25 protein-coding genes and 5 pseudogenes are annotated in these 22,136 nt (G+C 57.4%); all 30 read right to left on the bottom strand.

From position 1 onward, the window contains the following. Positions 1–15: 15 nt before the first annotated feature. Positions 16–1,315: pseudogene (locus B4968_RS21835) on the bottom strand (amino acid ABC transporter permease). 3 nt (positions 1,316–1,318) lie between these two features. After that, on the bottom strand, positions 1,319–2,551 hold the full coding sequence (locus tag B4968_RS21830) for an amino acid ABC transporter permease (protein WP_083101305.1): 1,233 nt from the start codon (positions 2,549–2,551) through the stop codon (positions 1,319–1,321). Between the two features lie 143 nt (positions 2,552–2,694). Further along, positions 2,695–3,711, bottom strand: a complete 1,017-nt coding sequence (locus B4968_RS21825; protein ID WP_083101304.1) for an amino acid ABC transporter substrate-binding protein — start codon at positions 3,709–3,711, stop codon at positions 2,695–2,697. A 229-nt stretch (positions 3,712–3,940) separates the two neighbouring features. Beyond that, a complete protein-coding gene (locus tag B4968_RS21820) occupies positions 3,941–4,645 on the bottom strand; it encodes an ATP12 family chaperone protein (RefSeq protein ID WP_083101303.1) in 705 nt (234 codons plus the stop codon). 3 nt (positions 4,646–4,648) lie between these two features. After that, the gene (locus B4968_RS21815; RefSeq protein ID WP_083101302.1) at positions 4,649–5,317 is read right to left on the bottom strand and encodes an HAD-IA family hydrolase; all 669 of its coding nucleotides are present in this window, start codon (positions 5,315–5,317) and stop codon (positions 4,649–4,651) included. Beyond that, positions 5,314–6,360 carry an RluA family pseudouridine synthase gene (locus B4968_RS21810; RefSeq protein WP_083101301.1) on the bottom strand — a complete coding sequence of 349 codons (1,047 nt, stop codon included), beginning with the start codon at positions 6,358–6,360 and terminating at the stop codon, positions 5,314–5,316. The genes B4968_RS21815 and B4968_RS21810 overlap by 4 nt, the downstream gene beginning before the upstream one ends. Continuing rightward, the gene (gene crcB, locus B4968_RS21805) at positions 6,357–6,737 is read right to left on the bottom strand and encodes a fluoride efflux transporter CrcB (RefSeq protein WP_083101300.1); all 381 of its coding nucleotides are present in this window, start codon (positions 6,735–6,737) and stop codon (positions 6,357–6,359) included. The genes B4968_RS21810 and crcB overlap by 4 nt, the downstream gene beginning before the upstream one ends. Before the next feature lie 160 nt (positions 6,738–6,897). Beyond that, positions 6,898–8,221: pseudogene (locus tag B4968_RS21800) on the bottom strand (replication-associated recombination protein A). A 3-nt stretch (positions 8,222–8,224) separates the two neighbouring features. Beyond that, complete coding sequence (locus B4968_RS21795; RefSeq protein WP_083101299.1) at positions 8,225–9,625, bottom strand: trypsin-like peptidase domain-containing protein; 1,401 nt, start codon at positions 9,623–9,625, stop codon at positions 8,225–8,227. 286 nt (positions 9,626–9,911) lie between these two features. Then, positions 9,912–10,334: a 50S ribosomal protein L17 gene (gene rplQ / locus B4968_RS21790; RefSeq protein ID WP_083101298.1), complete on the bottom strand. Its 423-nt coding sequence runs from the start codon at positions 10,332–10,334 to the stop codon at positions 9,912–9,914. 155 nt (positions 10,335–10,489) lie between these two features. Continuing rightward, positions 10,490–11,506: a DNA-directed RNA polymerase subunit alpha gene (locus B4968_RS21785; RefSeq protein ID WP_083101297.1), complete on the bottom strand. Its 1,017-nt coding sequence runs from the start codon at positions 11,504–11,506 to the stop codon at positions 10,490–10,492. Between the two features lie 114 nt (positions 11,507–11,620). Further along, the gene (gene rpsK, locus B4968_RS21780) at positions 11,621–12,010 is read right to left on the bottom strand and encodes a 30S ribosomal protein S11 (RefSeq protein ID WP_083101296.1); all 390 of its coding nucleotides are present in this window, start codon (positions 12,008–12,010) and stop codon (positions 11,621–11,623) included. A gap of 16 nt (positions 12,011–12,026) precedes the next feature. After that, positions 12,027–12,395 (bottom strand): 30S ribosomal protein S13, encoded by a 369-nt coding sequence (rpsM, locus tag B4968_RS21775; protein WP_083101295.1) that lies wholly within the window; start codon positions 12,393–12,395, stop codon positions 12,027–12,029. A gap of 299 nt (positions 12,396–12,694) precedes the next feature. Next, on the bottom strand, positions 12,695–13,018 hold the full coding sequence (locus tag B4968_RS21765) for a hypothetical protein (protein WP_083101293.1): 324 nt from the start codon (positions 13,016–13,018) through the stop codon (positions 12,695–12,697). Positions 13,019–13,257: 239 nt separating this feature from the next. Beyond that, a complete protein-coding gene (locus B4968_RS21760) occupies positions 13,258–13,905 on the bottom strand; it encodes an adenylate kinase (RefSeq protein ID WP_083101292.1) in 648 nt (215 codons plus the stop codon). After that, positions 13,902–15,244, bottom strand: a pseudogene (gene secY, locus B4968_RS21755) (preprotein translocase subunit SecY). The gene B4968_RS21760 and the pseudogene secY overlap by 4 nt, the downstream one beginning before the upstream one ends. A gap of 130 nt (positions 15,245–15,374) precedes the next feature. Next, positions 15,375–15,846 (bottom strand): annotated as a pseudogene (gene rplO, locus B4968_RS21750) (50S ribosomal protein L15). A 282-nt stretch (positions 15,847–16,128) separates the two neighbouring features. Continuing rightward, positions 16,129–16,344, bottom strand: a complete 216-nt coding sequence (locus B4968_RS21745) for a DUF1127 domain-containing protein (RefSeq protein ID WP_083101291.1) — start codon at positions 16,342–16,344, stop codon at positions 16,129–16,131. Between the two features lie 373 nt (positions 16,345–16,717). Next, positions 16,718–16,906: a 50S ribosomal protein L30 gene (gene rpmD / locus B4968_RS21740; protein ID WP_083101290.1), complete on the bottom strand. Its 189-nt coding sequence runs from the start codon at positions 16,904–16,906 to the stop codon at positions 16,718–16,720. 12 nt (positions 16,907–16,918) lie between these two features. Continuing rightward, positions 16,919–17,488: a 30S ribosomal protein S5 gene (rpsE, locus tag B4968_RS21735; RefSeq protein ID WP_083101289.1), complete on the bottom strand. Its 570-nt coding sequence runs from the start codon at positions 17,486–17,488 to the stop codon at positions 16,919–16,921. A gap of 112 nt (positions 17,489–17,600) precedes the next feature. Next, complete coding sequence (rplR, locus tag B4968_RS21730; protein ID WP_083101288.1) at positions 17,601–17,960, bottom strand: 50S ribosomal protein L18; 360 nt, start codon at positions 17,958–17,960, stop codon at positions 17,601–17,603. Positions 17,961–17,971: 11 nt separating this feature from the next. Then, the gene (rplF, locus tag B4968_RS21725) at positions 17,972–18,505 is read right to left on the bottom strand and encodes a 50S ribosomal protein L6 (protein ID WP_083101287.1); all 534 of its coding nucleotides are present in this window, start codon (positions 18,503–18,505) and stop codon (positions 17,972–17,974) included. Positions 18,506–18,518: 13 nt separating this feature from the next. Continuing rightward, the gene (gene rpsH, locus B4968_RS21720) at positions 18,519–18,911 is read right to left on the bottom strand and encodes a 30S ribosomal protein S8 (protein WP_083101286.1); all 393 of its coding nucleotides are present in this window, start codon (positions 18,909–18,911) and stop codon (positions 18,519–18,521) included. 13 nt (positions 18,912–18,924) lie between these two features. Beyond that, the gene (gene rpsN / locus B4968_RS21715; protein WP_083101285.1) at positions 18,925–19,230 is read right to left on the bottom strand and encodes a 30S ribosomal protein S14; all 306 of its coding nucleotides are present in this window, start codon (positions 19,228–19,230) and stop codon (positions 18,925–18,927) included. Between the two features lie 19 nt (positions 19,231–19,249). Further along, positions 19,250–19,814, bottom strand: a pseudogene (rplE, locus tag B4968_RS21710) (50S ribosomal protein L5). After that, a complete protein-coding gene (rplX, locus tag B4968_RS21705) occupies positions 19,807–20,118 on the bottom strand; it encodes a 50S ribosomal protein L24 (RefSeq protein WP_083101284.1) in 312 nt (103 codons plus the stop codon). Before rplX ends, rplE begins: the two are co-directional and overlap by 8 nt. Positions 20,119–20,120: 2 nt before the next feature. Continuing rightward, positions 20,121–20,489 carry a 50S ribosomal protein L14 gene (gene rplN / locus B4968_RS21700; RefSeq protein WP_083101283.1) on the bottom strand — a complete coding sequence of 123 codons (369 nt, stop codon included), beginning with the start codon at positions 20,487–20,489 and terminating at the stop codon, positions 20,121–20,123. 102 nt (positions 20,490–20,591) lie between these two features. Then, complete coding sequence (gene rpsQ, locus B4968_RS21695) at positions 20,592–20,822, bottom strand: 30S ribosomal protein S17 (RefSeq protein ID WP_083101282.1); 231 nt, start codon at positions 20,820–20,822, stop codon at positions 20,592–20,594. A 12-nt stretch (positions 20,823–20,834) separates the two neighbouring features. Continuing rightward, a complete protein-coding gene (gene rpmC, locus B4968_RS21690) occupies positions 20,835–21,038 on the bottom strand; it encodes a 50S ribosomal protein L29 (RefSeq protein WP_083101281.1) in 204 nt (67 codons plus the stop codon). 503 nt (positions 21,039–21,541) lie between these two features. Continuing rightward, a partial coding sequence (locus B4968_RS21685) for a TIGR02466 family protein (protein ID WP_139792972.1) occupies positions 21,542–22,136 on the bottom strand: 595 nt, incomplete at its 5' end.

Genomic DNA, 22,136 nt, shown 5'->3' with positions numbered 1-22,136 from the left:
CATTGTCCGGCCTCCTTAGCGATGACCAGTGGCGAGACGACGCTCAAGCCACTGAGAATATTGTGAAATGCCGTAGCAGACGATGAAGAACAGGAAGGCTGCAAAACCCAAGAGCTCCCAGTACACCCCGTTCCATTCAGTGGAGGCGAGGATGGGACCACGGATCATGCCCACCAGATCAAACATCGAGATAACCGACACAAGCGTGGTATCCTTGAACAGGCCAACAGCCACGTTCACGATGCCCGGAATGGAAATCTTCAAAGCCTGCGGCAAGATGATCAGACGCATCGCCTGTGGGTAATCCAACCCCAGACTATCTGCCGCCTCATACTGCCCGGTCGGAAGCGCTGCCAGCCCGCCACGGATCACCTCAGCGATATAGGCCGCCGAAAACAGGGTGATCATGATAACCACACGCAGAAACAAAGTCCACGGTCGCATCAGGTGGGAAGAAGTAGGACAGCATCACAGAAGCCACAAAGAGCAGCGTGATCAGCGGCACGCCGCGCACGAACTCGATGAAGATTACGCAGATCCATTTGATGAAAGGCATGCTTGATTGCCGCCCCAGCGCCAGGGCAATGCCCAGTGGCACCGACAGCGACACACAGGTCACGCCTAGCATCATGTTCAGCATGAACCCGCCCAGATCACGGCTTGGGACAGAGCTCAGCATGGCAGTGTCAGAGGCCGCATCAGGGATCAAAAGCCCGCCAAGGTTCCAGATTACCAGAGCCGTTGCGATCGCCCCAAAGAAGCCAGCAGCAAAACTACCCTTGCCGTATTTTTGGAAAACCACTGCCGCAGCAACAAAGCCAAGCAACGCCACGATGGGCACCAGAATGGAGCCGCCCCAGATCAGCCAAAAGGCCAGGAAGGGATAAACGGCTGTGAAACCCAAAAGCTTGCGTGGCAGGTCAAAGAACAAAACCGGTGCCAGTGCAATCATCAGCAGCAGCAACGCCAGATTGGGACGCCAGTACTGATCGGTGGGGTATTTGAAACCATAGAGCAGCTGATGCCAGCGTTCCGTCAGAACCGAGAAACAGGCGCCAGCTTTGCCCTCAAGAACCTCACGGCATTCAGCCAGCGACGAGGTCGTCCAGACCCCGTTCAAAAGCCAGGGCAAAACATTGCTGAGCAGCGAATAGATCAGCGCCAGCGCGGCCAGCGTCAGGATCGAGTTGGGAATGCTTGAGAACAGGTTCTCACGGACCCACTTATAAGCACCGGCCTCCCGCGCAGGCGGCGGTGATTCCGGAATCATGCCCTCCGCAACAAAGGCAATCTGTTGTGTTTTTTTGTCACTCATGGCTCAGCGCTCCTTCAGCTTCACGGAGGAGTTATAGACGTTCATCACCATCGAGATGACCAACGACGCGGTGAGATAGAACAGCATAAGCAGCAAAACGCATTCAATCGCGCGGCCGGTCTGGTTGAGGGTAATCCCGCCCAAAGTCGCGGTGATGTCGGCATAGCCGACGGCAATAGCCAGCGAAGAGTTCTTGGTGATATTGAGGAAGTTGGAGATCAGCGGTGGAATGATCACACGCAACGCCTGTGGCAAAATCACGAGGTTCATCGTCCGGCTCGGGCGCAGCCCTAGTGCAGCCGCAGCTTCGGACTGCCCCTTGGAGATCGCCTGAATACCCGCCCGCACGTTTTCAGCAATAAAGGCACCGGTATAGATCGACAGGGCAAACCACAGCGCGATCAGCGGTCCGCCAATCTTAATGCCGCCCTTAAAGTTAAAGCCCTTGAGCTCTGGAACTTCCCAGGTCAGCCCCATGACCAGCATCAGCAGCGCAAAGGGAATGATCCAGACAGCCAGTGCAATAAGCAGGGTTTTGGGCCGCTCGCCGGTTTCTTCCTGCGTCGCAGTTGCCTTGGCTTCCACCCGGCGCATCACAAAGAATGACCCGGCCAGGACCAAAAGAACCACCAGCCAGTTCAAGGCTGTGGAGGCAAAAAAGCCGTTTCCAAACACCGGCATCGGTGTATAGACGCCACGGTTGGTAAAGGCAAAAAGATCAAACAGCATGCTTGCCGTTGGCTCTGCACGGCGGAATTCGCGCGGGCCAGGCATCACAGCTGTCATGATTGTAAAGATGATGATGATCCAGATCAGCACCGGGATGTTGCGAAACACCTCGACATAAATGGCCATCAATTTGGACACGAGCCAGTTGTTCGACAGCCGTAAAACCCCAGCCACCACACCAAAAATGGTTGCCGTGATGCAGGCCAGAAAGGCCACCAGCAGGGTGTTTAGAATACCAACAAGCGCCGCGCGCCCGTGGCTATCCTGGTTGTCATATTCGATCAGGCGCTGGTTAATGTCGTAACCCGCCGAATTGCCCAGAAAGTCATACGAGATATTCAGGCCCGCAGCGCGCAGGTTCTGCAGAAGGTTGTTCCCCAGATACCAAATGGCCAAGGCCAGAACCAGCGCCGCAATCGCCTGGAAGGTCAACGAACGATAGCGTGTATCGTTAACCAACATAGACAACCGGAACTGTTCCTTTGGAGGGTCAGTGAGAGTTGACATGAATGAGAGATCCCCGTGGCTTACAGATCAACTGATCGGCAAGGTTGGTCCCTGCTCGCGTCGGATCTCAAGCGTGTTTGGTTGGATAGTCGAAGAAGGAAAAAGGGCGCAGGATCTACCTGCGCCCTTTTCCGCCAAAGTTCCTAGCGGAACGGAGGCGAGTACAGCAGGCCGCCTTCGGTCCACTGCGCGTTCAGGCCGCGCGCCAGACCGATGGGGGTATCTTCGCCGATGTTCTTGGCAAAGACTTCACCGTAGTTACCGCCTGCGGCAACAGCGTTTTTGCCCCAGTCAGCGGAGAGACCAAGCATCTCACCCAGGGTACCTTCGGTGCCCAGGAGACGGTTGATTTCAGGGTTGTTGGTGCCAGCCGCCATCTCAGCGATATTGGCCGAAGTAACACCCAGCTCTTCAGCAGTGATCAGCGCGTTCAAAGTCCAGCGAACAACGTCGCCCCACTCATTGTCGCCGTGACGAACCAGCGGGCCGAGAGGCTCTTTCGAGATGATTTCTGGCAGCAGAACGTGATCGTTTGGTGCATCAAACGTGGCACGGGTCGCCGCAAGACCGGAGGCGTCTGTGGTGTAGACGTCGCAGGCACCAGCAAGATACTGCTGCTGCGCTTCGGCATTGGTCTCGATTGGAACCGGCTCATAGGAGATGTTGTTGGAGCGGAAGAAATCCGCCAGGTTCAGCTCGGTGGTGGTGCCGGTCTGAATGCAGACAGTCGCGCCATCAAGTTCCTTGGCCGAGGAAACACCCAGCTCTTTGGGAACCATGAAGCCCTGGCCATCGTAGTAGTTGACGCCGGTGAATTCAAACTTCAGGTCGACATCGCGCGAGAAGGTCCAGGTGGTGTTCCGGGCCAGCATGTCGATTTCGCCAGACGCCAGCGCAGTAAAGCGGGTCTTGCCGGTTGTTGGCACGAATTCAACAGCAGTCGAGTCACCCAGAGCAGCCGCAGCAACAGCGCGACAGACGGCAACGTCAAAGCCTTCCCATTCCCCATTCGCATTCGGAGCTGCAAAACCAACCAGACCGGTTGTGACGCCGCAGTTCAGTTTGCCGCGGGCCTTCACGTCGTCCAGAGTACCAGCAGCAGCTACACCAGCTGACAGACCGGCAATGGTGAGCGCGCCCAAAATTACGGTATTTTTCATATTTACCTCTTCCTGATGTTCCACCTATTGCGGTGGTTTTTTTGGCCGACGAAGGTTACGTCGGAGATCGTCTGATACAGGGCAGAACCCCATATCGTAAAGGAGTTTGGTCCCATTCATCAACAAACGTCAAGTGCGGGATCATGAAATTCGATGTCCGGATAGCGTACTTTCTACTATTCGACACAAAATTTCCCAATGTGGATCAATCCGGCAATTTGCTGTCTTATCAAGAAAAGTCGTAGAAACTTTTTGCATGCAAAAAGGCCCGGCGTTTCAACTCTGCAGTTGCCTTTGCCTCGTCATCGACGCCCCATTGCTCTTCTTGCCAGGTCTCGTCCAAACGGGAAATGCGCCAGATTTCATCGGCGGTGCGCCAGTTATAGGCAGCTGCAAAGCCCAAAACCAGCGATCCGGACATCGACACCAGGTCATGAAAGGCCGCAAGTTGATAATTGCTCAGGCTGTGCACGGCCTGACGCAGCTGAGCCAGCGCCGCCTGATCCTGCGCCTGATGCGACAGCCCATGGCGCGGATGCAGCCGCGCCCCCAAGGTCTGCTCGGCCCAGTCCAGGGCAGGATCCCATTCGGCGGCCTGGCGCGCCACCAATTCCTGAGGTGAGTCGGCGCGATAGCACAAAAGATCCGAATCGCCGTAGTCAGCCAGCATTTCTGCTACTTCTGCGTGCTGATTCGCCACCTTGTCGATCGCAGCATTGGCCGAGCGGGTAAAGGGCATGGTCTCTGGATTGATGCCCTCCTGCTGTGCGTCCCACTCAACTGCAATAGCATCCGCCATGGCAAGGGTTGGCACAATCAGGGCCGCCTTGGCTGGTGTCTTCACCAAACGGCCATCCAGATGCACCGTAAATCCGTCAGGCGTTTCACTGGTGGTGGCTGCTTTCCAAAACCGCTTCTGCTTCCAGTTACTCATGTCTCAAACCTTCCAGATTTCCTGCAGCAGCGGCTCCAGCTGGGCAAAACTGCTGATAATATGGTCCGCCCCAAGGCCGGCTGCAGGATGATATCCCCAGTCCACCGCAATGGTGCGAACACCAGCCGCGCGCCCCATATCAATGTCAAAACTCGTGTCGCCAATCATCACCGCATCCGCAGGCTCCACGCCGGTCTCGGACAGCGCGGTCAACACCATCGAAGGATGCGGTTTTGAGGGATGATGATCTGCCACCTGCCGGGTGACAAAACAGTCGAGCCCGTGTGATGCAATCAAAGCATCGAGGCCGCGCTGCGATTTTCCGGTCGCCACACCCAACAGATACTCGGGCACCGCGTTCAGCCGCATCAGGGTCTCGACAGCCCCCGGAAACAGCGGCGAGTGACCTGCGCCTGCCTTGAGCCGCTTGTCCATATAGTCGCTTTTGTATCCCTCAACCAGCTGCGCCTGCGTCTGCGCGTCGGCCGCAGGCGCCAGTGCGGCCATTGCCAGCGGCAGCGACAGCCCGACGATCGCAATGATCTCGGAATGCGCAGGCACTGCCAGCCCAACGCCCGCAAAGGCGCTGCTCATAGCCGTGGCGATCGCATTCTGGCTGTCCGCCAGAGTGCCATCCACATCAAACAGGATCAGCCTCAGAGGCGCGTTCACATCAGACCCTCAAACGGGTCATCCGCCGCCAGATCTTCGGTCCAGCCAAAGGTGTCCCAGCTTTGTTTCATGTGCTCCGGCAGAGCTGCCGTCACCACGATGTCTTTTTTGGTGGTGGGATGTTCAAACACCATGCGACGGGCATGCAGATGCAGTTTTTTGCTGATCATGCCACCCAGTTGCGCGCCCCAGCCATCGCCGAGGTTTTCCTGACCAGAGCCGCCGTATTTGCCATCGCCAATAATAGGATGGCCGATTTCGGCCATATGCGCCCGCAGCTGGTGGGTACGGCCCGTGACCGGCTCCATCGCCACCCATGAGGCCCGCCCGGCAACCCGGTAGAGCGTGGCATAAAAGGTATGCGCCCGCTTGGCTCCGGGGGTTCTGTCGATCTCAGAGGGATGCACCGCGATCATTTTCTCGCCTTCACCGCTGCTGCCATGGCCCGAGGCCTTGACCAGACCGGCCTTGATCTCGCCCAGATAGGGCGTGGGAACCCCGGCCACCAGCGCCCAGTAGATCTTGCGGGTGCTGCGGTGGCGGAAGGCGGCCGTCAGCGCCTTGGCCGCAAGACGGGTGCGGGCCAGAACCAGAATGCCTGAGGTGTCTTTGTCCAGACGGTGCACCAGACGGGGTTTTTCCTCGGCGTCAAAGCGCAGCGCCTCAGACAAGCCATCCACATGCTTTGTCGTGCCGCTGCCCCCCTGCACGGCCAGACCCGCAGGCTTGTTCAACACAATGACATCGTCATCCTTGTAGATCACGCAAGCGCGGATCATCTTGGCATCCGCCTCTGAAACCCTGGCCACACGCGGTTCGGCCTGCTTCAAATCAGACGCGGCCAGCGGCGGCACCCGCACCACCTGACCAGCGGAGACACGCGAGTTCGCCTTGACCCGACCGCCATCCAGACGCAGCTCGCCCTTGCGGCACATCTTTTCGATACGGCCCTGGTTCACATGCGGGAACAGACGGCGCAGCCAGCGGTCGATCCGCTGGTCGCCATCCTCTTCCGTAACGGTGATCATCTGTACGCCACTCATGCGAACACTCCTCTTGCGGACCAAAGGCCCAAAAACAATCCACCGACCGACAGGCCAACAGAGAGAAAAACATATAGCGCGGCCTGCCCAAAAGCGCCGCGCTCGATCATATTGGCACTTTCCAGCGAGAAGGCCGAAAAAGTGGTAAAGCCGCCCAGCAGCCCGGTCATCACAAACGGGCTGAGATGGGTCAGCCCCTTGTGCGCCGCTGCCACCACAAACGCCCCCATCAAAAACGAGCCAATCACGTTCACGGTGATGATAGCGAGCGGGAATTCCTGATGTCCCAGCAGGCGGGTCACGCCCAGCCCTGCCAGATATCGCAATGCCGCCCCGATAGCGCCGCCAAGGGCGACCAGAGATACAGTTGAAACCATCAGGGGTCTGTGGCGCGCACAGGGTAAGATGTCAAGTTTTAGCCGCCATGCGCCCAGCAGATGCATCGTATCGCTTTTGCCCTGCAGGTTTATGACAGCTCAAAAGCCAGAGCGATTTGTCGCGCTGCAACCTCAGTTATTTGTTGCGCTGCAACCTGAGCTATTTGTTGCGCTGCAACCGGAGCTTGGCAAAATACTCACTGCGCCGTTTCAATTCGCGCTCAAATCCGCGCTCAACGGGTTGATAGAGCACCGGGCGACGCACCCCATCGGGGAAATAGTTCTGGCCGGAAAACCCGTCTTCGGCGTCGTGGTCATAGGCATAGCCATCGCCATATCCCTGCTCGGCCATCAGCTTGGTCGGGGCATTCATGATGTGTTTTGGCGGCGGAGCCGAGCCGGTCTCTTTGGCCAGACGCCGCGCCGCCTTGATGCCGACGTAGACTGCGTTGGATTTCGGCGCCAGCGCCAGATAGACGGCGGCATTCGCCAGCGCGTGATCGCCCTCGGGGCTGCCAAGCCGCTCGTAGGTGTTCCAGGCATTCAGGCAGACGGTATTGGCCTGCGGATCCGCAAGACCGATGTCTTCGGTAGACATCATGGTCAGCCGACGGGCCAGATAGCGCGGATCCTCGCCGCCCTCAAGCATCCCCCCCAGCCAATACAGCGCGGCATCCGGATCCGAGCCGCGGATGGATTTCTGCAGGGCCGAGATCAGATTGTAGTGCTCATCCCCCGATTTGTCGTACTTTGTCGCCCGCCGCATCAGGCGTGTTGCAAGGGCCTCGCGGCCCAAAGGCGTGGCCACCCGCCAGGCAGCGACCTGTTCAATCAGGTTCAAAAGGGCGCGACCATCGCCATCCGCCATCTCCTGCAGGGCATCACGCGCCTCAGCGGTGAGCGGCAGGGCGCGGCCCAGATCCTGTTCAGCCCGCTGGGTCAGGTGCTCAAGATCCGCAAGGGACAGACGCTCCAGCACCAGCACCTGCGCCCGCGACAGCACCGCCGCGTTCAGCTCAAACGAGGGGTTTTCGGTGGTGGCCCCCACCAGCAGAATGGTGCCATCTTCCATATGGGGCAGAAAGCCATCCTGCTGCGCCTTGTTAAAGCGGTGGATCTCATCGACAAACAGCAGGGTTCCCTGACCATTCTGATGCCGGATCTTGGCCGCCTCAAACACTTTGCGCAGATCCGCAATACCGGTGAAAATCGCTGAGATCTGGACAAAATGCAGATCCGTCTCCCCGCGCCAGCAGCCGCGCAATTGTGGTTTGTCCCACCCCGGGCGGGCCCCAAAACACCAAAGACGACAGCGAGCCCGACGAGAGCATTACCCCCAGGGGCGACTCCGCGCCCAGAACCTGCTGCTGCCCGATCACCTCTGACAGCGTCTGTGGCCGCAGGCGGTCCGCCAGAGGCCAGTTGCGCGCGACGCCCCCGGCAGCGGGCCGTGGGTCGGCGTCACTGTCAAAAAGATCCGCCATCGGCTAGCGCCGCATCCGCAGGCTGACCCGCTGGCCGCGCCGGTTCAGATCCAGCTGCAACCGGCGCCCGGCTTCCTCAAGAAGACGCGGGACATCCTGTTCTATCAGCACCTCATCGCCATTGATGGCCAGTAAAATATCGCCGGCCTTTACGCCTGCGCGCCCGGCAAAGGGTCCGGGGTCCAAAACCGCAATGCCTGTCGCCGACAGCGGCAGTTGCAGACGCACAATGGCCACCGGATTGATCAGGCCAACCGTCAGTCCCGGCAGCGCACTGTTCTCATTCAGTACCAGAGAGCGCGCAGGTGGGTCATTCGGAGCGACAAACATCTCGACCAAAAGGGGCTCGCTGACGTCTCCCCGCAGGCGCACCACCTCGGAGGTATCGCCAAGACCTGCAACAGACATGCGGAACACCATCTCGGAGGGAGAATTCACCACCTCCCCGTCGACCTCGGTGATGACATCGCCAACTTCAAAGCCTGCCTTGGCAAAAGGGCTTTTGGGGTGCAACTCGCTGATCACCATGCCCTCGGGGATATCCATCCCCAGAGAGGCCGCCAGATCCGCATCAACCGGCTGCCCTGTCATGCCCGCCCAGGGGCGCTGAAACCCTTCGGAGCCGGTCTTTGCCTGATGGACAAATTCGCGCACCAGATTGGCAGGAATGGCAAAACCGATGCCATTCGAGCCCCCAGAGCGGCTGAGAATACGAGTGTTGATACCAATAAGGGCGCCATTCACATCAATCAGGGCGCCACCGGAATTGCCCGGATTGATCGGCGCATCGGTCTGGATGTAATAACCAAACCCCTCACCCGTGGCGGTGCCAGAGCGCGCCAGTCCCGACACGACGCCGCCGCTGACGGTTTGCCCAACGCCAAAGGGGTTGCCGATGGCCAGCGCCAGCTCTCCGACCTCAACCTGATCGCTGTCGCGCAGACTGAGATAGGGCAGCGCGCTGGCCCCCTCCAATTGCAGGATCGCCAAATCGCTGGCCTGATCGGCCAGAACCACCCGGGCTGCGTATTCCCGCCGGTCCGTGGGCACCACCCGAATATCCGTCGCCATACCAACTACCACGTGGTTGGACACAACCATGCCGTCCTCAGACAGGATCACGCCGGATCCAAGCGAGTTCTCCACCCGCGGCCGCGGCGCCGTCAGGCCGCGAAAGAACTCGTCAAAAAACGGGTCATTCATAAAGGGAGAGCGTTGCTGGGTCTGGGTGACGATCTTGGCATAGATATTGACCACAGCCGGAGCCGCCTGTTTTACCAAAGGCGCAAAGCCAAGCGAAATTTCTGTTTGCGACTGGGGAACACGGGTTTCTGCCAGGGCGCCCTGCGGCTGAACCAGTGACAGAGCAAAAACAAGTGGAGCGAAAAGAACAGCGCGGATCATGATATCTCCGAGGATTGGGTGTCCTCAGGATATGCGGAGCCGGGGCAAAGATTGCAAGCGTTCTGCGCCAAACGCGCCTGTATCGCATTTTCGTCACTGCGGAAAAGGCCGACCTGCGACAGGTGACAAGGTCGCGCTGCGACTGGGCGAAAAGGCTGCGCTGCGACAGGCCGAAAAGGCCGCACTGCGACAGGCCGAAAAGGCCGCACTGCGACAGGGCAAACGAAAACCCCCGCCTGGAAACCAGACGGGGGCAAAACTTCAAAACCCGGATGGGCCTTGGGTCTTATTCTTCGTCAGCACCTGCTTCGGCAGCAAGACGTGCCTTGTCGGCGGCGCCTTTGGCCGAAACGTCGCGGTCGACGAATTCGATGATCGCCATGGGCGCCATGTCGCCGTAGCGGAAGCCGGCTTTCAGGATGCGAACATAGCCGCCCTGACGGTCTTTGTAGCGGGGGCCAAGGATGTCAAAAAGTTTGCTGACATACTGGTCTTCTTTCAGGCGCGCGTTGGCCTGACGACGGGCGTGCAGATCGCCACGTTTCGCCAGAGTGATCATCTTTTCGATGATCGGGCGCAATTCTTTTGCCTTTGGCAGAGTCGTTTTGATCTGCTCGTGCTCGATCAGCGAGCCGGCCATGTTGGAAAACAGGGCTTTACGGTGCTCATGAGTACGGTTGAGGCGGCGATAACCACGTGCGTGACGCATTGTATAATTCCTTCTTTCGCGTTTTTGCTTTGTCTGTCAGCCGATGCGTGTCAGCTGCTCTCCTTGGGGCATCTGCCCGGTATTTCCCCGCCAGCGCGGGCATTGTTTAAGGGCAGACCGCAGCCTACCCCTAAATCTTGGTGGCCTGAAGGTTCTTAGAAGGTGTCTTCGAACTTCTTGGCCAGATCTTCGATGTTGTCCGGTGGCCAGTCCTCGACGTCCATGCCGAGATGCAGACCCATGCCCGAAAGCACTTCTTTGATCTCGTTGAGCGACTTGCGGCCAAAGTTTGGCGTGCGCAGCATTTCTGCTTCGGTCTTCTGGATCAGATCGCCGATGTAGACAATGTTGTCGTTCTTCAGGCAGTTTGCCGAGCGCACAGACAGTTCCAGCTCGTCCACTTTCTTCAGCAGCAGCGGGTTGAACTCAAGACCATCGTCTTCGTCCTGACGGTTCGCCGACTCGGGCTCTTCAAAGTTGACGAAGATCGACAGCTGATCCTGCAGGATGCGTGCGGCATAGGCCAGCGCATCATCCGGGGTCACAGAGCCATCGGTTTCAATCTTCAGTGTCAGCTTATCATAATCCAGCACCTGGCCCTCACGGGTGGGCTGAACGTCATAAGAGACCTTTTTCACGGGCGAGTAGATCGCATCAATCGGGATCAGACCGATGGGGGCGTCTTCTGGCTTGTTCTTGTCGGCAGAGACATAGCCCTTGCCGGTGTTCACGGTCAATTCCATGAACAGATCAGCACCATCATCCAGGTGGCAGATGACGTGGTCGCGGTTCAGGATCTCGATGCCTGCGCTCTCAGAGATGTCACCGGCGGTGACAACTGCGGGGCCTTTGGCATTGATCGACAGACGCTTGGGGCCTTCGACTTCCATACGGAGCGACACACCCTTGAGGTTCAGGATGATATCGGTGACGTCTTCACGCACACCGGCAACACTGGAAAATTCGTGCAGAACGTTGTCGATCTGAACAGATGTGATCGCCGCACCCTGCAGCGAGCTCATCAGAACGCGACGCAGCGCGTTGCCAAGAGTAAGGCCAAAGCCCCGCTCAAGTGGTTCGGCAATAATGGTTGCCTGACGTGCGGGATCGTTGCCCGGCTTTGCGTCAAGCTGTGTAGGCTTGATCAGCTCTGCCCAATTTTTATGGATCATGCAGTCCCTCCATTCCTGTCTGTACCTCATGTCCGAAGGTGCAGACGCCCGAGGTTTAAAATGACGGACTGGGGCCCCGCAAAAACAGCAGGACCCCAGCGTAATTCTCGAAGTTTAGACGCGGCGGCGCTTTGGCGGACGGCAGCCGTTGTGCGCCATAGGCGTTACGTCGCGGATCGAGGTGATGTTGAACCCAACTGCGGCCAGAGCGCGCAGAGCCGATTCACGACCGCCACCGGGGCCCTGAACTTCGACTTCGAGGGTTTTAACACCGTGATCCTGCGCCTTTTTGCCAGCATCTTCTGCTGCCATCTGAGCCGCATAAGGAGTCGATTTACGCGACCCTTTAAAGCCCATGGAGCCAGCGGAGGACCATGCAATCGCATTACCCTGAACGTCAGAGATAAGGATTTTGGTGTTATTGAACGAAGAGTTCACATGAGCAACGCCTGTGGCGATATTCTTGCGCTCTTTTTTCTTAGTACGAGTCTTTTCGCGTGCCATTGATCAAACCCTCCCTTTACTTCTTCTTACCAGCGATGGCCTTTGCGGGGCCTTTGCGAGTACGAGCGTTGGTGTGGGTACGCTGACCGCGAACGGGCAGGTTACGACGATGGCGCAGGCCGCGGTAGCAACCAAGATCCATCAGGCGTTTGATGTTCATCTGGGTTTCACGACGCAGGTCGCCTTCAACGGTGAAGGTTGCATCGATGTGCTCGCGGATGGCCAGAATTTCGGCATCAGACAGCTGGTTGACGCGACGCGATACGTCAATGCCAACGGCTTCGCAGATTGCGGCGGCTGAGGTGTTACCGATTCCGGTGATATAGGTGAGGGCGATAGGTACCCGCTTAGCAGCGGGAATGTTTACGCCGGCAATACGTGCCACGTGTCACTTTCCTTTTCGTTGCGGTTCCGTAGTGCCAGAACCTTTTTTCACAACGCTTGACCTTGGCAGTGCCGCCAGATGGTCCAGCATTTTGAGGTGGTCATGCAGGCAAAAGAATCCGCCCACATGGAATCATCCCACGAGGGGATGGGGTTGCGTATGAGGATTTGGAGATACCGTCAACCCGTCATCCCAATTACGGAAGAGTTTTCCTCAAAACAAGGGCTTTTCAGCATATTGGCATCAGGAAGAACAGGCAAAGAAGCGCAGCGGCTCATCCCCGCCTGTAAAGATTGAGATCACACCAGGCGCCTCAGCTCCCGTACGATGGTAAAGAGCTGCGGCTGAAATTCGGGGCCGGGCATCTCACAATGGCCCACATGGGTCGTCACATCATAGACCTGCCACTGATAGAGCGCCCGTGGCGAGAAAGAGCAGAAATACTCAAGCGAGCTGAACCCGGTGTCACTCAGGATCAGACCGCCCTCGCCCGCATAGTCGAGATCCCCGTCCGGGCTGCCCATGACGATGACACAGCCCTCCTCGCTGTCAACAAACAGATGCTGCGCCTGGGCAGGCAGGCAGAGCGCAAAGCAAGACAGAACTGACAAAAGGATTTTCATGACACGTCCTTCATAAATTGGGGGTGTCACAGATCTATAACCCGCGCCGCTAACACCCCGTAAAAGCCCTCGGGTAGGGGCACAGTCAGACTGTACGCGGCCTGTCATGTTGGACTGAACCGCTCCCCAAAAGGAAAAAGGGGGACCCACTGGCTCCCCCTTTTAAGTTATGTAAGCCACTCTTTGGCCTGAGAGCCGCGCTGACTTATGCGTCGGGTCGGCCTATGCGTCGGGTCGGCCTATGCGTCGAGGGCCGCCGCAATATCGGCTGTGACGGCATCCATCGCCTGCAACCCATCAACGGATTGCAGATCGCCCTTGGCGTAATAGTAGCCAAGCAGCGGCGAGGTCTTTTTGTAATATTCCATCAGGCGGGTCTTGAGGCTTTCCTCATTGTCGTCCGCGCGACGTTTTACATCGGTGCTGCCGCATTTGCTGCATTTGCCATCCGCAGGCCAGGGTTTGGTCTCATCATGATACACCTCACCACAGCCACCGCAGGTCGACCGGCCGGTGATACGCGCGACAAGCGCTGCATCATCCACGGCCATCTCGATAACTGCGTCCAGGGTCAGGCCCATCTCCGACAGCAGCTCTCCCAGGGCGTCCGCCTGCCCCAGGGTGCGGGGAAAGCCATCAAAGATAAAGCCTCCCGCAGCGCCCTCTGCGATCTTCTCGCGAATAAGACCAATCACGATCTCATCCGTCACCAGTTCACCGCGTGCGATCACATCAGCGACCTTTTTGCCCATTTCAGAGCCATTGGCCTGGGCCTCGCGCAACATGTCTCCGGTGGAGAGCTGTACCATGCCACGGTTCTCAACAAGGTGGCGTGCCTGTGTCCCCTTACCCGCTCCGGGTGGGCCTAGTAGAATGATATTGGTCATCGGCGAGACGGTCCCCGTTTTGCACGTTTCTTACTCCGGCCACGAAGCTGGCTCTTCTCGATAAGGCCTTCATACTGATGCGCAAGCAGATGGCTTTGCGCCTGTTGAATGGTGTCCATGGTGACGGAGACAACGATCAGAACCGAGGTGCCGCCAAAATAGACAGGGAAATTGAACTGGCCGCGCAGGATCTCGGGCAACAAACAAACCAGCGCCAGATAGCCAGAGCCAAGAACCAGAATGCGGTTGACCACATACTCGATATATTCAGCCGTCTTTTTGCCGGGTCGAATACCCGGAACAAAGCCGTTCTGATTTTTCAGGTTGTTTGCCACATCCTCGGGCTTGAAGGCCACGTTGAAGGTGTAAAAATAGGCAAAGAACACAATCATCGAGACAAAGAAACAACAGATAGAGCGGCTGGCCAGGGCCAAAGTTGGCCAGGAGCCAGGACATCGCCGGGCCGTTGGTTGCACCGGACGAGAAGGCCGAAATGGTTGTCGGCAGCAGCAGCAGCGAGCTGGCAAAGATCGCCGGGATCACGCCTGCTGGGTTCACTTTGACGGGCAAGTGGCTGGAGCCACCGTCATAGACCTTCATGCCGACCTGACGACGCGGGTACTGAATGTGGATCTTGCGCAGCGCGCGCTCCATGAAGACCACAAACATGATCACCGCAATAACCATCAGGATCACGCCAATGATCACGGCGGGGCTGATGGCACCGGAGCGACCGGAGGCAAAGAACTGGGCAATAGAGGCCGGAACCTCGGCGATGATGCCGACAAAGATGATCAGAGAGATACCGTTGCCAAGGCCACGCTGGGTGATTTGCTCGCCCAGCCACATCAGGAACATGGTGCCCCCAACCAGAGTGATCATGCAGGCCATGCGGAAGTACATGCCCGGATCAGTTGCCAGATCCCCGGCTTCAAGCGACACAGCCAGGCCATAGGCCTGCGCGGTTGCCAGCACCACGGTGCCGTAGCGGGTGTATTGGTTGATTTTCTTGCGGCCCTGATCGCCCTCTTTTTTGAGCTGTTCAAGTGCCGGGACCATCGAGGTCAGCAACTGGACAATGATCGAGGCCGAAATATAGGGCATGATGCCCAGGGCAAAGATGCCCATACGGCCAAGTGCGCCACCGGTAAACATCGACACCATGCCGCCAATGCCCTGCCCCGCCTGCTCCATAAAGTTGCGCAGGGCGTTCGCATCAAGCCTGGGACCGGAATAAAGGTGCCGAGGCGATAGACGATCAGGAGGCCAAGCGTAAACAGGATGCGATTGCGCAGATCCGTGGCTTTGCCAAGTGCGGACCAGCTGGTGTTGCTGCCATTTGTTCTGCTGCTGTACCATGAAATGGGTCTCTTCTTGCAAAAACGCCGCCCGGAGCCCTTTTCCGGCTCGGACGGCGTACTGGAAAACTGATGACCTATGTAAGCGGCATTGTCGCCGCTCACAAGCCGTTACTCAGCTGCGGCTGCTTGTGCCACGGTCAATGCGCCACCGGCCTTTGCAACTGCGTCAACAGCAGCGGCAGAAGCGCCTGTGACCGAGATGTTGGCTTTTGCGGTGAAATCACCTTTGGCCAGCACCCGGATACCGTCTTTTTTGCGGCGGATCAGACCCGAAGCCACCAGGGTGTCTTCGTTGATCGACGCTGCGTCAAGTTTGCCCAGGTCGATGAATTTCTGGATCAGGCCCAGGTTCACAACGGCAAAGGCCTTACGGTTTGGCTTGGTAAAGCCGCGCTTAGGCAGACGTTGGTACAAAGGCATCTGACCGCCCTCATAGCCATTGATCGAAACACCCGAACGGGATTTCCTGACCTTTGATACCACGGCCACCCATTTTACCCTTGCCGGAGCCGGGACCACGGGCAACGCGCATACGTTTTTTGGTTGCGCCGGGATTGTCGCTGAGTTCGTGAAGTTTCATATCGCTTCTCCTTCGCCGGATGTGACCCCAGAAGCGTAAACAGGGTCAACCACGGCATGTATTTAATGATGATTCCATGCGGCCTAAGGGCCACCGCTGGCATATACCCCCCCTGCCCCAACGGTTCAAGCCCCTAGAGGTCCTGGCTCTCAGATTGCTCCTGCACCTATGCTTTGCAGTGAAATTCTGCCGGATACACAAAACGCCCCTGCAATCAGCAGAGGCGCCTGTGCGATCAAAACCGAGGGAGGAGGGTTCAGATCGAAAAACTCAGGCCTTTGATCAGGCCTTATAGACGTGGCAGCGGGCAATATCGGCGATATCACAGCGGCGCACGCCAATGTCCGCGAGCTCACGATTGCTCAGCCGGTCCAGCTGCGCGTAGGTGCGTTTGTATTCGCGACCCTGTGCCCAGCTTGCGGCCAGATCTGAGAAGGTGCCCCGCAGACGCGCGATGAGGCCAAATTCGGTAGAGGCAGTGTTAAAAACATGCGCCATTGTAGTCATCCTTGTTGTCGGCCAGGACCCATTCCCCAACCCTTTATCCGTGCCATTTTTAGGTACTTTTGAAATAAAGGATTTAATTCGCGCAAAACAACCAGCGCAAAAGACAACCGGCCATGCATTCAGAACATGGCTGGCTATCAAGGGGTTAACGCAGCGCCCGCTCCATGGGCTGAGCCCCGGGATGCGCCAGTGCCCCCCCCCACAGTCACGCCCCTCTCACAGTCACGCCCGTCTCACAGTCAGCCTGGCAAAACTGGCTCATCTGGCAAAACTGGCTCATGCGCCGAGGGCCAGCCGGCATTCGCCCACAAAAAAAACGCCCCCGGTTTCCCGGAGGCGTTTTCTTAGGTCATTTGAAAAGAGCTTAGTCGCGCTCTTCGATGATCTCAACCATGTGAGAGATCTTGCGAACCATGCCACGAACCGAAGGTGTGTCTTCCAGTTCACGGGTTCGGTGCATCTTGTTCAGACCCAGACCGATCAGCGTCGCGCGCTGGTCGGCGGGGCGGCGGATTGGAGAACCAACCTGCTTAACAACGATAGTTTTAGCCATGTGTCCGTCTCCTTACGCTTCTGCTGCTTCAGCAACAGGTGCTTCGTCCCGCTTGGGCAGGATGTCGGCAACCTTTTTACCACGACGCTGGGCAACCGAACGGGGGCTCTGCTCTTTTGTCAGACCGTCAAGGGTTGCGCGGATCATGTTGTAGGGGTTCTGCGAGCCGATCGATTTGGACACAACGTCTTTGACGCCGAGCATTTCGAAAACTGCACGCATTGGACCACCAGCGATGATACCGGTACCTTCAGGGGCGGTCCGCATGACAACTTTGCCGGCGCCGTGGCGGCCCGCAATGTCGTGGTGCAGGGTGCGACCCTCTTTCAGAGGTACACGTACCATCTGACGCTTGGCTTGTTCTGTCGCCTTGCGGATGGCCTCGGGTACTTCTTTGGCTTTACCTTTGCCAAATCCGACGCGGCCTTTTTGGTCACCAACAACAACCAGTGCTGCAAAACCAAAGCGCTTACCGCCTTTTACAGTTTTGGAGACGCGGTTGATTGCAACCAAGCGATCCGCAAATTCAGGTGTCTCGTCGCGGTCACGACGATTGCCCCGGCGGTTTTCACGTTCTGCCATAAAGCATTCCTTTGAGTGTGGCGACTGGCGCCTATTGTTCCAATCCTGGTGGGACACCCCGCAAAGAGCATCCCCCGGATCATCGGGGCGGCGTCACCGCCGCCCGCAATCTTTAGATCTTCAAGCCGCCTTCACGCGCAGCGTCGGCCAGGGCCTTCACTTTGCCGTGAAACCGGCAGCCGCCACGGTCGAAATGCGCTTCGGTGCCGCCAGCGGCCTTGGCACGCTCGGCGATAACCGAACCGACCTTGGTCGCGGCTTCGATGTTGCTCTTGCCTACAAAGCCAAGATCTTTTTCCAGGGTCGATGCGGACGCCAGAGTCTTGCCTGCCAGATCGTCGATCAGCTGAACCGAGAGGTTCTTGTTCGAACGGTGGACAGAAAGACGAAGACGGCCAGAGTTGACCTTGCGAAGTTTGTTCCGGACGCGCAGGCGACGCTTCAGAAACAGGGTACGTTTGCTGTTTGCCATTGTGCTGGTCCTTACTTCTTCTTGCCTTCCTTGCGGAAGATAAACTCACCCTTGTAGCGGATGCCTTTGCCCTTATAGGGCTCGGGACGGCGCCATTCGCGGATCTTTGCCGCGACTTCGCCCACCTGCTGCTGGTCGTTACCTTCCACAACGATTTCAGTCTGCTTCGGTGCGGTGATGGTAACACCTTCCGGAGCGACAAATTCGACGTCGTGGCTGTAGCCGAGGTTCAGCTTCAGGGTATTCCCCTGCATCTGAGCCCGGTAACCCACACCCTGGATCTCCAGCTCTTTCTTAAAGCCGGCGGTCACGCCGGTTACCAAGTTGGCAACCATGGTGCGGGACATGCCCCACTGCTGACGCGCACGCTTGGACATGCCGCGAGGCTTGACCGATACAGCGTTCTCTTCAACAGATAGTGTGACATCGTCGGTTGCAGTGAAGCTGCGGGTCCCTTTGGGACCTTTGACTTCGATGCTTTGGCCGGACACGCTTGCGGTAACACCGCTGGGCAGGTCGACCACTTTTTTACCAATACGGGACATTGATGAAGCCTCCTTAGAAGACGGTGCAGAGCACTTCGCCGCCAACATTGGCTGCGCGTGCGTTTGCGTCCGACATCACACCTTTTGAGGTGGAGACAATCGACACACCCAGGCCCTGACGGACCGACGGGATGTCATTAACGCCCATGTAAACGCGACGGCCAGGTTTGGAAACCCGCTTCACTTCGCGAATGACTGGATCGCCATCGTAGTACTTGAGACCGATTTCCAGCGCCGGATGGCCGCTTTCATCAGTCGTTTTCTCGTAGCCGCGAATGTAACCTTCGTCAGCCAGCACATCCAACACCCACACGCGCAACTTAGACGCAGGGGATGATACGGTGGATTTGCCGCGCATCTGAGAGTTACGAATACGGGTGAGCATATCGCCGATAGGATCGTTCATATCTGTCTCTCCCTTACCAGCTCGATTTCACCATACCGGGGATCTGGCCATTCGAGCCCAGTTCCCGCAGCGCGATCCGGCTGACCTTCAGCTTACGATAGTAAGCGTGAGGACGACCGGTCAGCTGACAACGGTTGTGAAGACGAGTTGCCGAAGAATTCCGCGGCAGTTTTGCCAGTGTCAGACGCGCTTTGAAACGCTCTTCCATCGACTTAGATTCGTCAGTCGCGATTTCTTTCAGCTCGGCGCGTTTCGCAGCATACTTTGCTACCAGACGCTCGCGCTTTTTCTCGCGTTCGATCATGCTTTTCTTAGCCATGTCTCTGTCCTTCCCGCGCTCAGCTATTGAAGGGCATGTTGAAAGCTTTCAACAGTGCCTTCGCTTCCGCGTCGGTTTTCGCGGTTGTGGCAATCACGATATCCATACCCCAGTTTTCGTCGATTTTATCAAAATCGATTTCTGGGAATACGAGATGCTCTTTCAGACCCATGGCGTAGTTGCCACGGCCGTCAAAAGATGTACCCGATACGCCGCGGAAGTCACGGATACGGGGCATCGCGATGGTGATCAGACGGTCGAGGAATTCGAACATCCGGTCGCCGCGCAAAGTCACCTTTGCACCCATTGGCATGCCTTCACGAACGCGGAAGCCAGCAATGGAGTTTCTTTGCAATGGTGGTCAGAGCTTTCTGGCCAGCAATTGTCGACAGATCGGCCTGAGCGGATTTGGCTTTCTTGCTGTCACGGACAGCAGCACGGCCACAACCGATGTTCAGAACGATTTTTTCCAGCTTTGGCAGCTGCATGTCGTTCTTATAGCCGAACTCTTCTTTCAGGGCACCAGAGATGGTTTCCTTGTAAAGAGTCTTCAGACGCGGGGTGTAGGTTGCAGTATCAAGCATCAATCACGTCCCCCGTGGTTTTAGCAAAGCGCACTTTCTTGTCGCCTTCCATGCGGAAGCCAACGCGCGTTGGTTTGCCATTTGCGTCCAGCAGAGCCAGGTTCGACAGCTCAACAGGCAGAGCTTTTGGCAGACGGCCACCCTGTTCAGTCTGCGACTGACGGGTGTGGCGGATTGCCATGTTCAGACCATCAACGATGGCTTTTCCGGCTTTGGGGTCAACGGAGGCAATGGTGCCTTCTTTGCCTTTGTCCTTACCGGCCAGCATGACAACCTTGTCGCCTTTGCGGAGTTTAGCAGCCATTGTTACAGCACCTCCGGAGCAAGCGAGATGATTTTCATGAAGTTCTTGGCGCGCAGCTCACGAACAACTGGGCCAAAGATACGTGTACCTACGGGCTCGTTGTTGTTGTTGAGGATGACGGCAGCATTGCTATCAAAACGGATAGCAGTACCGTCAGCACGACGGACTTCTTTAGCGGTGCGAACGACGACGGCCTTACGGACATCACCTTTCTTAACGCGACCGCGGGGGATGGCTTCCTTAACCGAGACGACAATGATGTCACCTACGGATGCGTACTTACGCTTGGAACCACCCAGAACCTTGATGCACTGAACTCGGCGAGCGCCTGAGTTGTCAGCAACATCCAGGTTTGTTTGCATCTGGATCATGTGGTTTCTCCCGACCTGTGAGGACTGGCGATGCGTGCCAAATTATGCCCCCAGGGTTTCGACAAACTGGTGAGTTTGCCGCTTATGGGACCTTACGGTCTCTTAAGCGGTGACAACTTCCCAGCGTTTCGTTTTCGATTTCGGCGCGCATTCAATGATGCGGACTTGATCGCCGACCTTGAAAGCGTTCTGTTCATCGTGCGCCCGGTATTTTTTGGACTTACGAATGGTCTTTTTCAGAACAGGATGCGTGAAGCGGCGTTCAACCGAAACTGTTACGGTCTGGGCGTTGGCGTCGCTGGTCACGGTGCCTGTGAGAATACGTTTGGGCATCTGTCAGGCTCCTTATTCTGCAGCTGCGGCTGCAGCTTTTTCGTTCAGAATGGTTTTCACGCGAGCAGCGTTGCGGCGTGCCGCTTTGATGCCCGAGGTGTTTTCCATCTGACCGGTAGCTTGTTGAAAACGGAGATTGAAGCTCTCTTTTTTCATGTTTGCAAGCACATCGCGGAGTTCATCCACGGTCTTGTCGCGCAGATCATTGGCGTTCATCGCCTTTGTTCCTTGTCCAAAGCACCAGAGGGCCCCTGAGATGGGTAACCCTGTGTCTGGTGGGTTATGTCACCTGTGCGTGAGCACAGAAAAGAATCATCCAGCCCAGATCCAGTGCGGAAAAGAGCCAAGTGATGGGCTGCTATAGGGGAGATAGGCTGTGAGGGCAAGGGAAAGGTTGGCGGCGTGCAAGCCAAGGCAGGTTTTCCCGGTGTCAAACCTCTGGCAGACTAGAGACCGGCCCACCGCCCACTTCTCTGAGCCCGCCTCCCTGAGCAGACAGGATAAGCTAGTCTTGCTCGGGCTGTAAGCCCGGGCAGCGCCCGCCCCTCCCCACGGGAGGGCGCTTTCGCACCCACCCAGGGTCAGGCGCAGCCCTCAATTTGGCTTTGGGTCGGTGAGTGGCTCAGTGCCAGCCCCTACGTTATCCATGTTGCCTTGGGCTCCGCCCGCTCGCGCCTCAATCGTTCCCCCGGAACGATTGCCACTTCGTTGTTCGGCGCTCACTCCCAGCGATAATTAAAGCTGACGGAGATACGATCGTCTTCGGACATGTTCATCGGCACCTCGTGGCGCAGCCAGCTTTCCCAGAGCAGCACATCGCCCACGGCGGGCTTCATATAGATAAAGGGCTTCAGCTCACGTCGCGCGTCCTTCACGCGCACTGGTGCCGCCATCATCATGGCAGACCGCGGATCTTCCAGCTTCAGCGCAGAGGTACCCTCGGGCATCGCCACATAGGTGGTGCCGGAAATCACCGAATGGGGATGGATATGCGAGGCATGCATGCCGCCCTCGGGCAGGATATTGATCCAGAGATCTTCGAGCACCAGGGCGCGCCCATCAAGATCAAACTGAAGATCCTTGGCAAAACTCGCGACATGCGCGTCCAGCACCTTGACCAGATCGGCAAAGATCGGAAAGCGCCAGGGCAGATCGGTGAGCGAGGCATAAGAGGTATAGCCGGGATAGCCGTTCCCCTCACACCAGTCCTGCCCGGCCTCATCATCGTCGGCGATGACAAGGCAAGAGTTTTCAAGTTCATCCGCGTCGATCTTTGGATCAAACTCGGAGAGACCCGCATGATAGAGGCGGGGG

It is taken from the genome of Pseudophaeobacter leonis (assembly GCF_002087335.1).
In the GTDB taxonomy this organism is placed as follows: domain Bacteria; phylum Pseudomonadota; class Alphaproteobacteria; order Rhodobacterales; family Rhodobacteraceae; genus Pseudophaeobacter; species Pseudophaeobacter leonis.
This window is presented reverse-complemented; position numbering and strand designations above follow the sequence as displayed.

Bases quoted from the DNA above. Each gene is read 5' to 3' on its own strand.
- B4968_RS21785 (WP_083101297.1), bottom strand. From the start codon at position 11,506: ATGATCCATAAAAATTGGGCAGAGCTGATCAAGCCTACACAGCTTGAC.
- B4968_RS21820 (WP_083101303.1), bottom strand. From the start codon at position 4,645: ATGAGTAACTGGAAGCAGAAGCGGTTTTGGAAAGCAGCCACCACCAGT.
- rplN (WP_083101283.1), bottom strand. From the start codon at position 20,489: ATGATCCAGATGCAAACAAACCTGGATGTTGCTGACAACTCAGGCGCT.
- B4968_RS21825 (WP_083101304.1), bottom strand. From the start codon at position 3,711: ATGAAAAATACCGTAATTTTGGGCGCGCTCACCATTGCCGGTCTGTCA.
- rpsK (WP_083101296.1), bottom strand. From the start codon at position 12,010: ATGGCACGCGAAAAGACTCGTACTAAGAAAAAAGAGCGCAAGAATATC.
- rpsH (WP_083101286.1), bottom strand. From the start codon at position 18,911: ATGAACGATCCTATCGGCGATATGCTCACCCGTATTCGTAACTCTCAG.
- rpmD (WP_083101290.1), bottom strand. From the start codon at position 16,906: ATGGCTAAAACTATCGTTGTTAAGCAGGTTGGTTCTCCAATCCGCCGC.
- rplF (WP_083101287.1), bottom strand. From the start codon at position 18,505: ATGTCCCGTATTGGTAAAAAAGTGGTCGACCTGCCCAGCGGTGTTACC.
- B4968_RS21760 (WP_083101292.1), bottom strand. From the start codon at position 13,905: ATGACCAATATCATTCTACTAGGCCCACCCGGAGCGGGTAAGGGGACA.
- rplR (WP_083101288.1), bottom strand. From the start codon at position 17,960: ATGGCAAACAGCAAACGTACCCTGTTTCTGAAGCGTCGCCTGCGCGTC.
- rplX (WP_083101284.1), bottom strand. From the start codon at position 20,118: ATGGCTGCTAAACTCCGCAAAGGCGACAAGGTTGTCATGCTGGCCGGT.
- B4968_RS21795 (WP_083101299.1), bottom strand. From the start codon at position 9,625: ATGATCCGCGCTGTTCTTTTCGCTCCACTTGTTTTTGCTCTGTCACTG.
- rpsE (WP_083101289.1), bottom strand. From the start codon at position 17,488: ATGGCAGAACGTGAAAACCGCCGGGGCAATCGTCGTGACCGCGACGAG.
- B4968_RS21830 (WP_083101305.1), bottom strand. From the start codon at position 2,551: ATGTCAACTCTCACTGACCCTCCAAAGGAACAGTTCCGGTTGTCTATG.
- rpsN (WP_083101285.1), bottom strand. From the start codon at position 19,230: ATGGCTAAGAAAAGCATGATCGAACGCGAGAAAAAGCGCGAGCGTCTG.
- B4968_RS21765 (WP_083101293.1), bottom strand. From the start codon at position 13,018: ATGAAAATCCTTTTGTCAGTTCTGTCTTGCTTTGCGCTCTGCCTGCCT.
- B4968_RS21745 (WP_083101291.1), bottom strand. From the start codon at position 16,344: ATGGCGCATGTTTTTAACACTGCCTCTACCGAATTTGGCCTCATCGCG.
- crcB (WP_083101300.1), bottom strand. From the start codon at position 6,737: ATGGTTTCAACTGTATCTCTGGTCGCCCTTGGCGGCGCTATCGGGGCG.
- rpmC (WP_083101281.1), bottom strand. From the start codon at position 21,038: ATGAACGCCAATGATCTGCGCGACAAGACCGTGGATGAACTCCGCGAT.
- rplQ (WP_083101298.1), bottom strand. From the start codon at position 10,334: ATGCGTCACGCACGTGGTTATCGCCGCCTCAACCGTACTCATGAGCAC.
- rpsQ (WP_083101282.1), bottom strand. From the start codon at position 20,822: ATGCCCAAACGTATTCTCACAGGCACCGTGACCAGCGACGCCAACGCC.
- B4968_RS21810 (WP_083101301.1), bottom strand. From the start codon at position 6,360: ATGAGTGGCGTACAGATGATCACCGTTACGGAAGAGGATGGCGACCAG.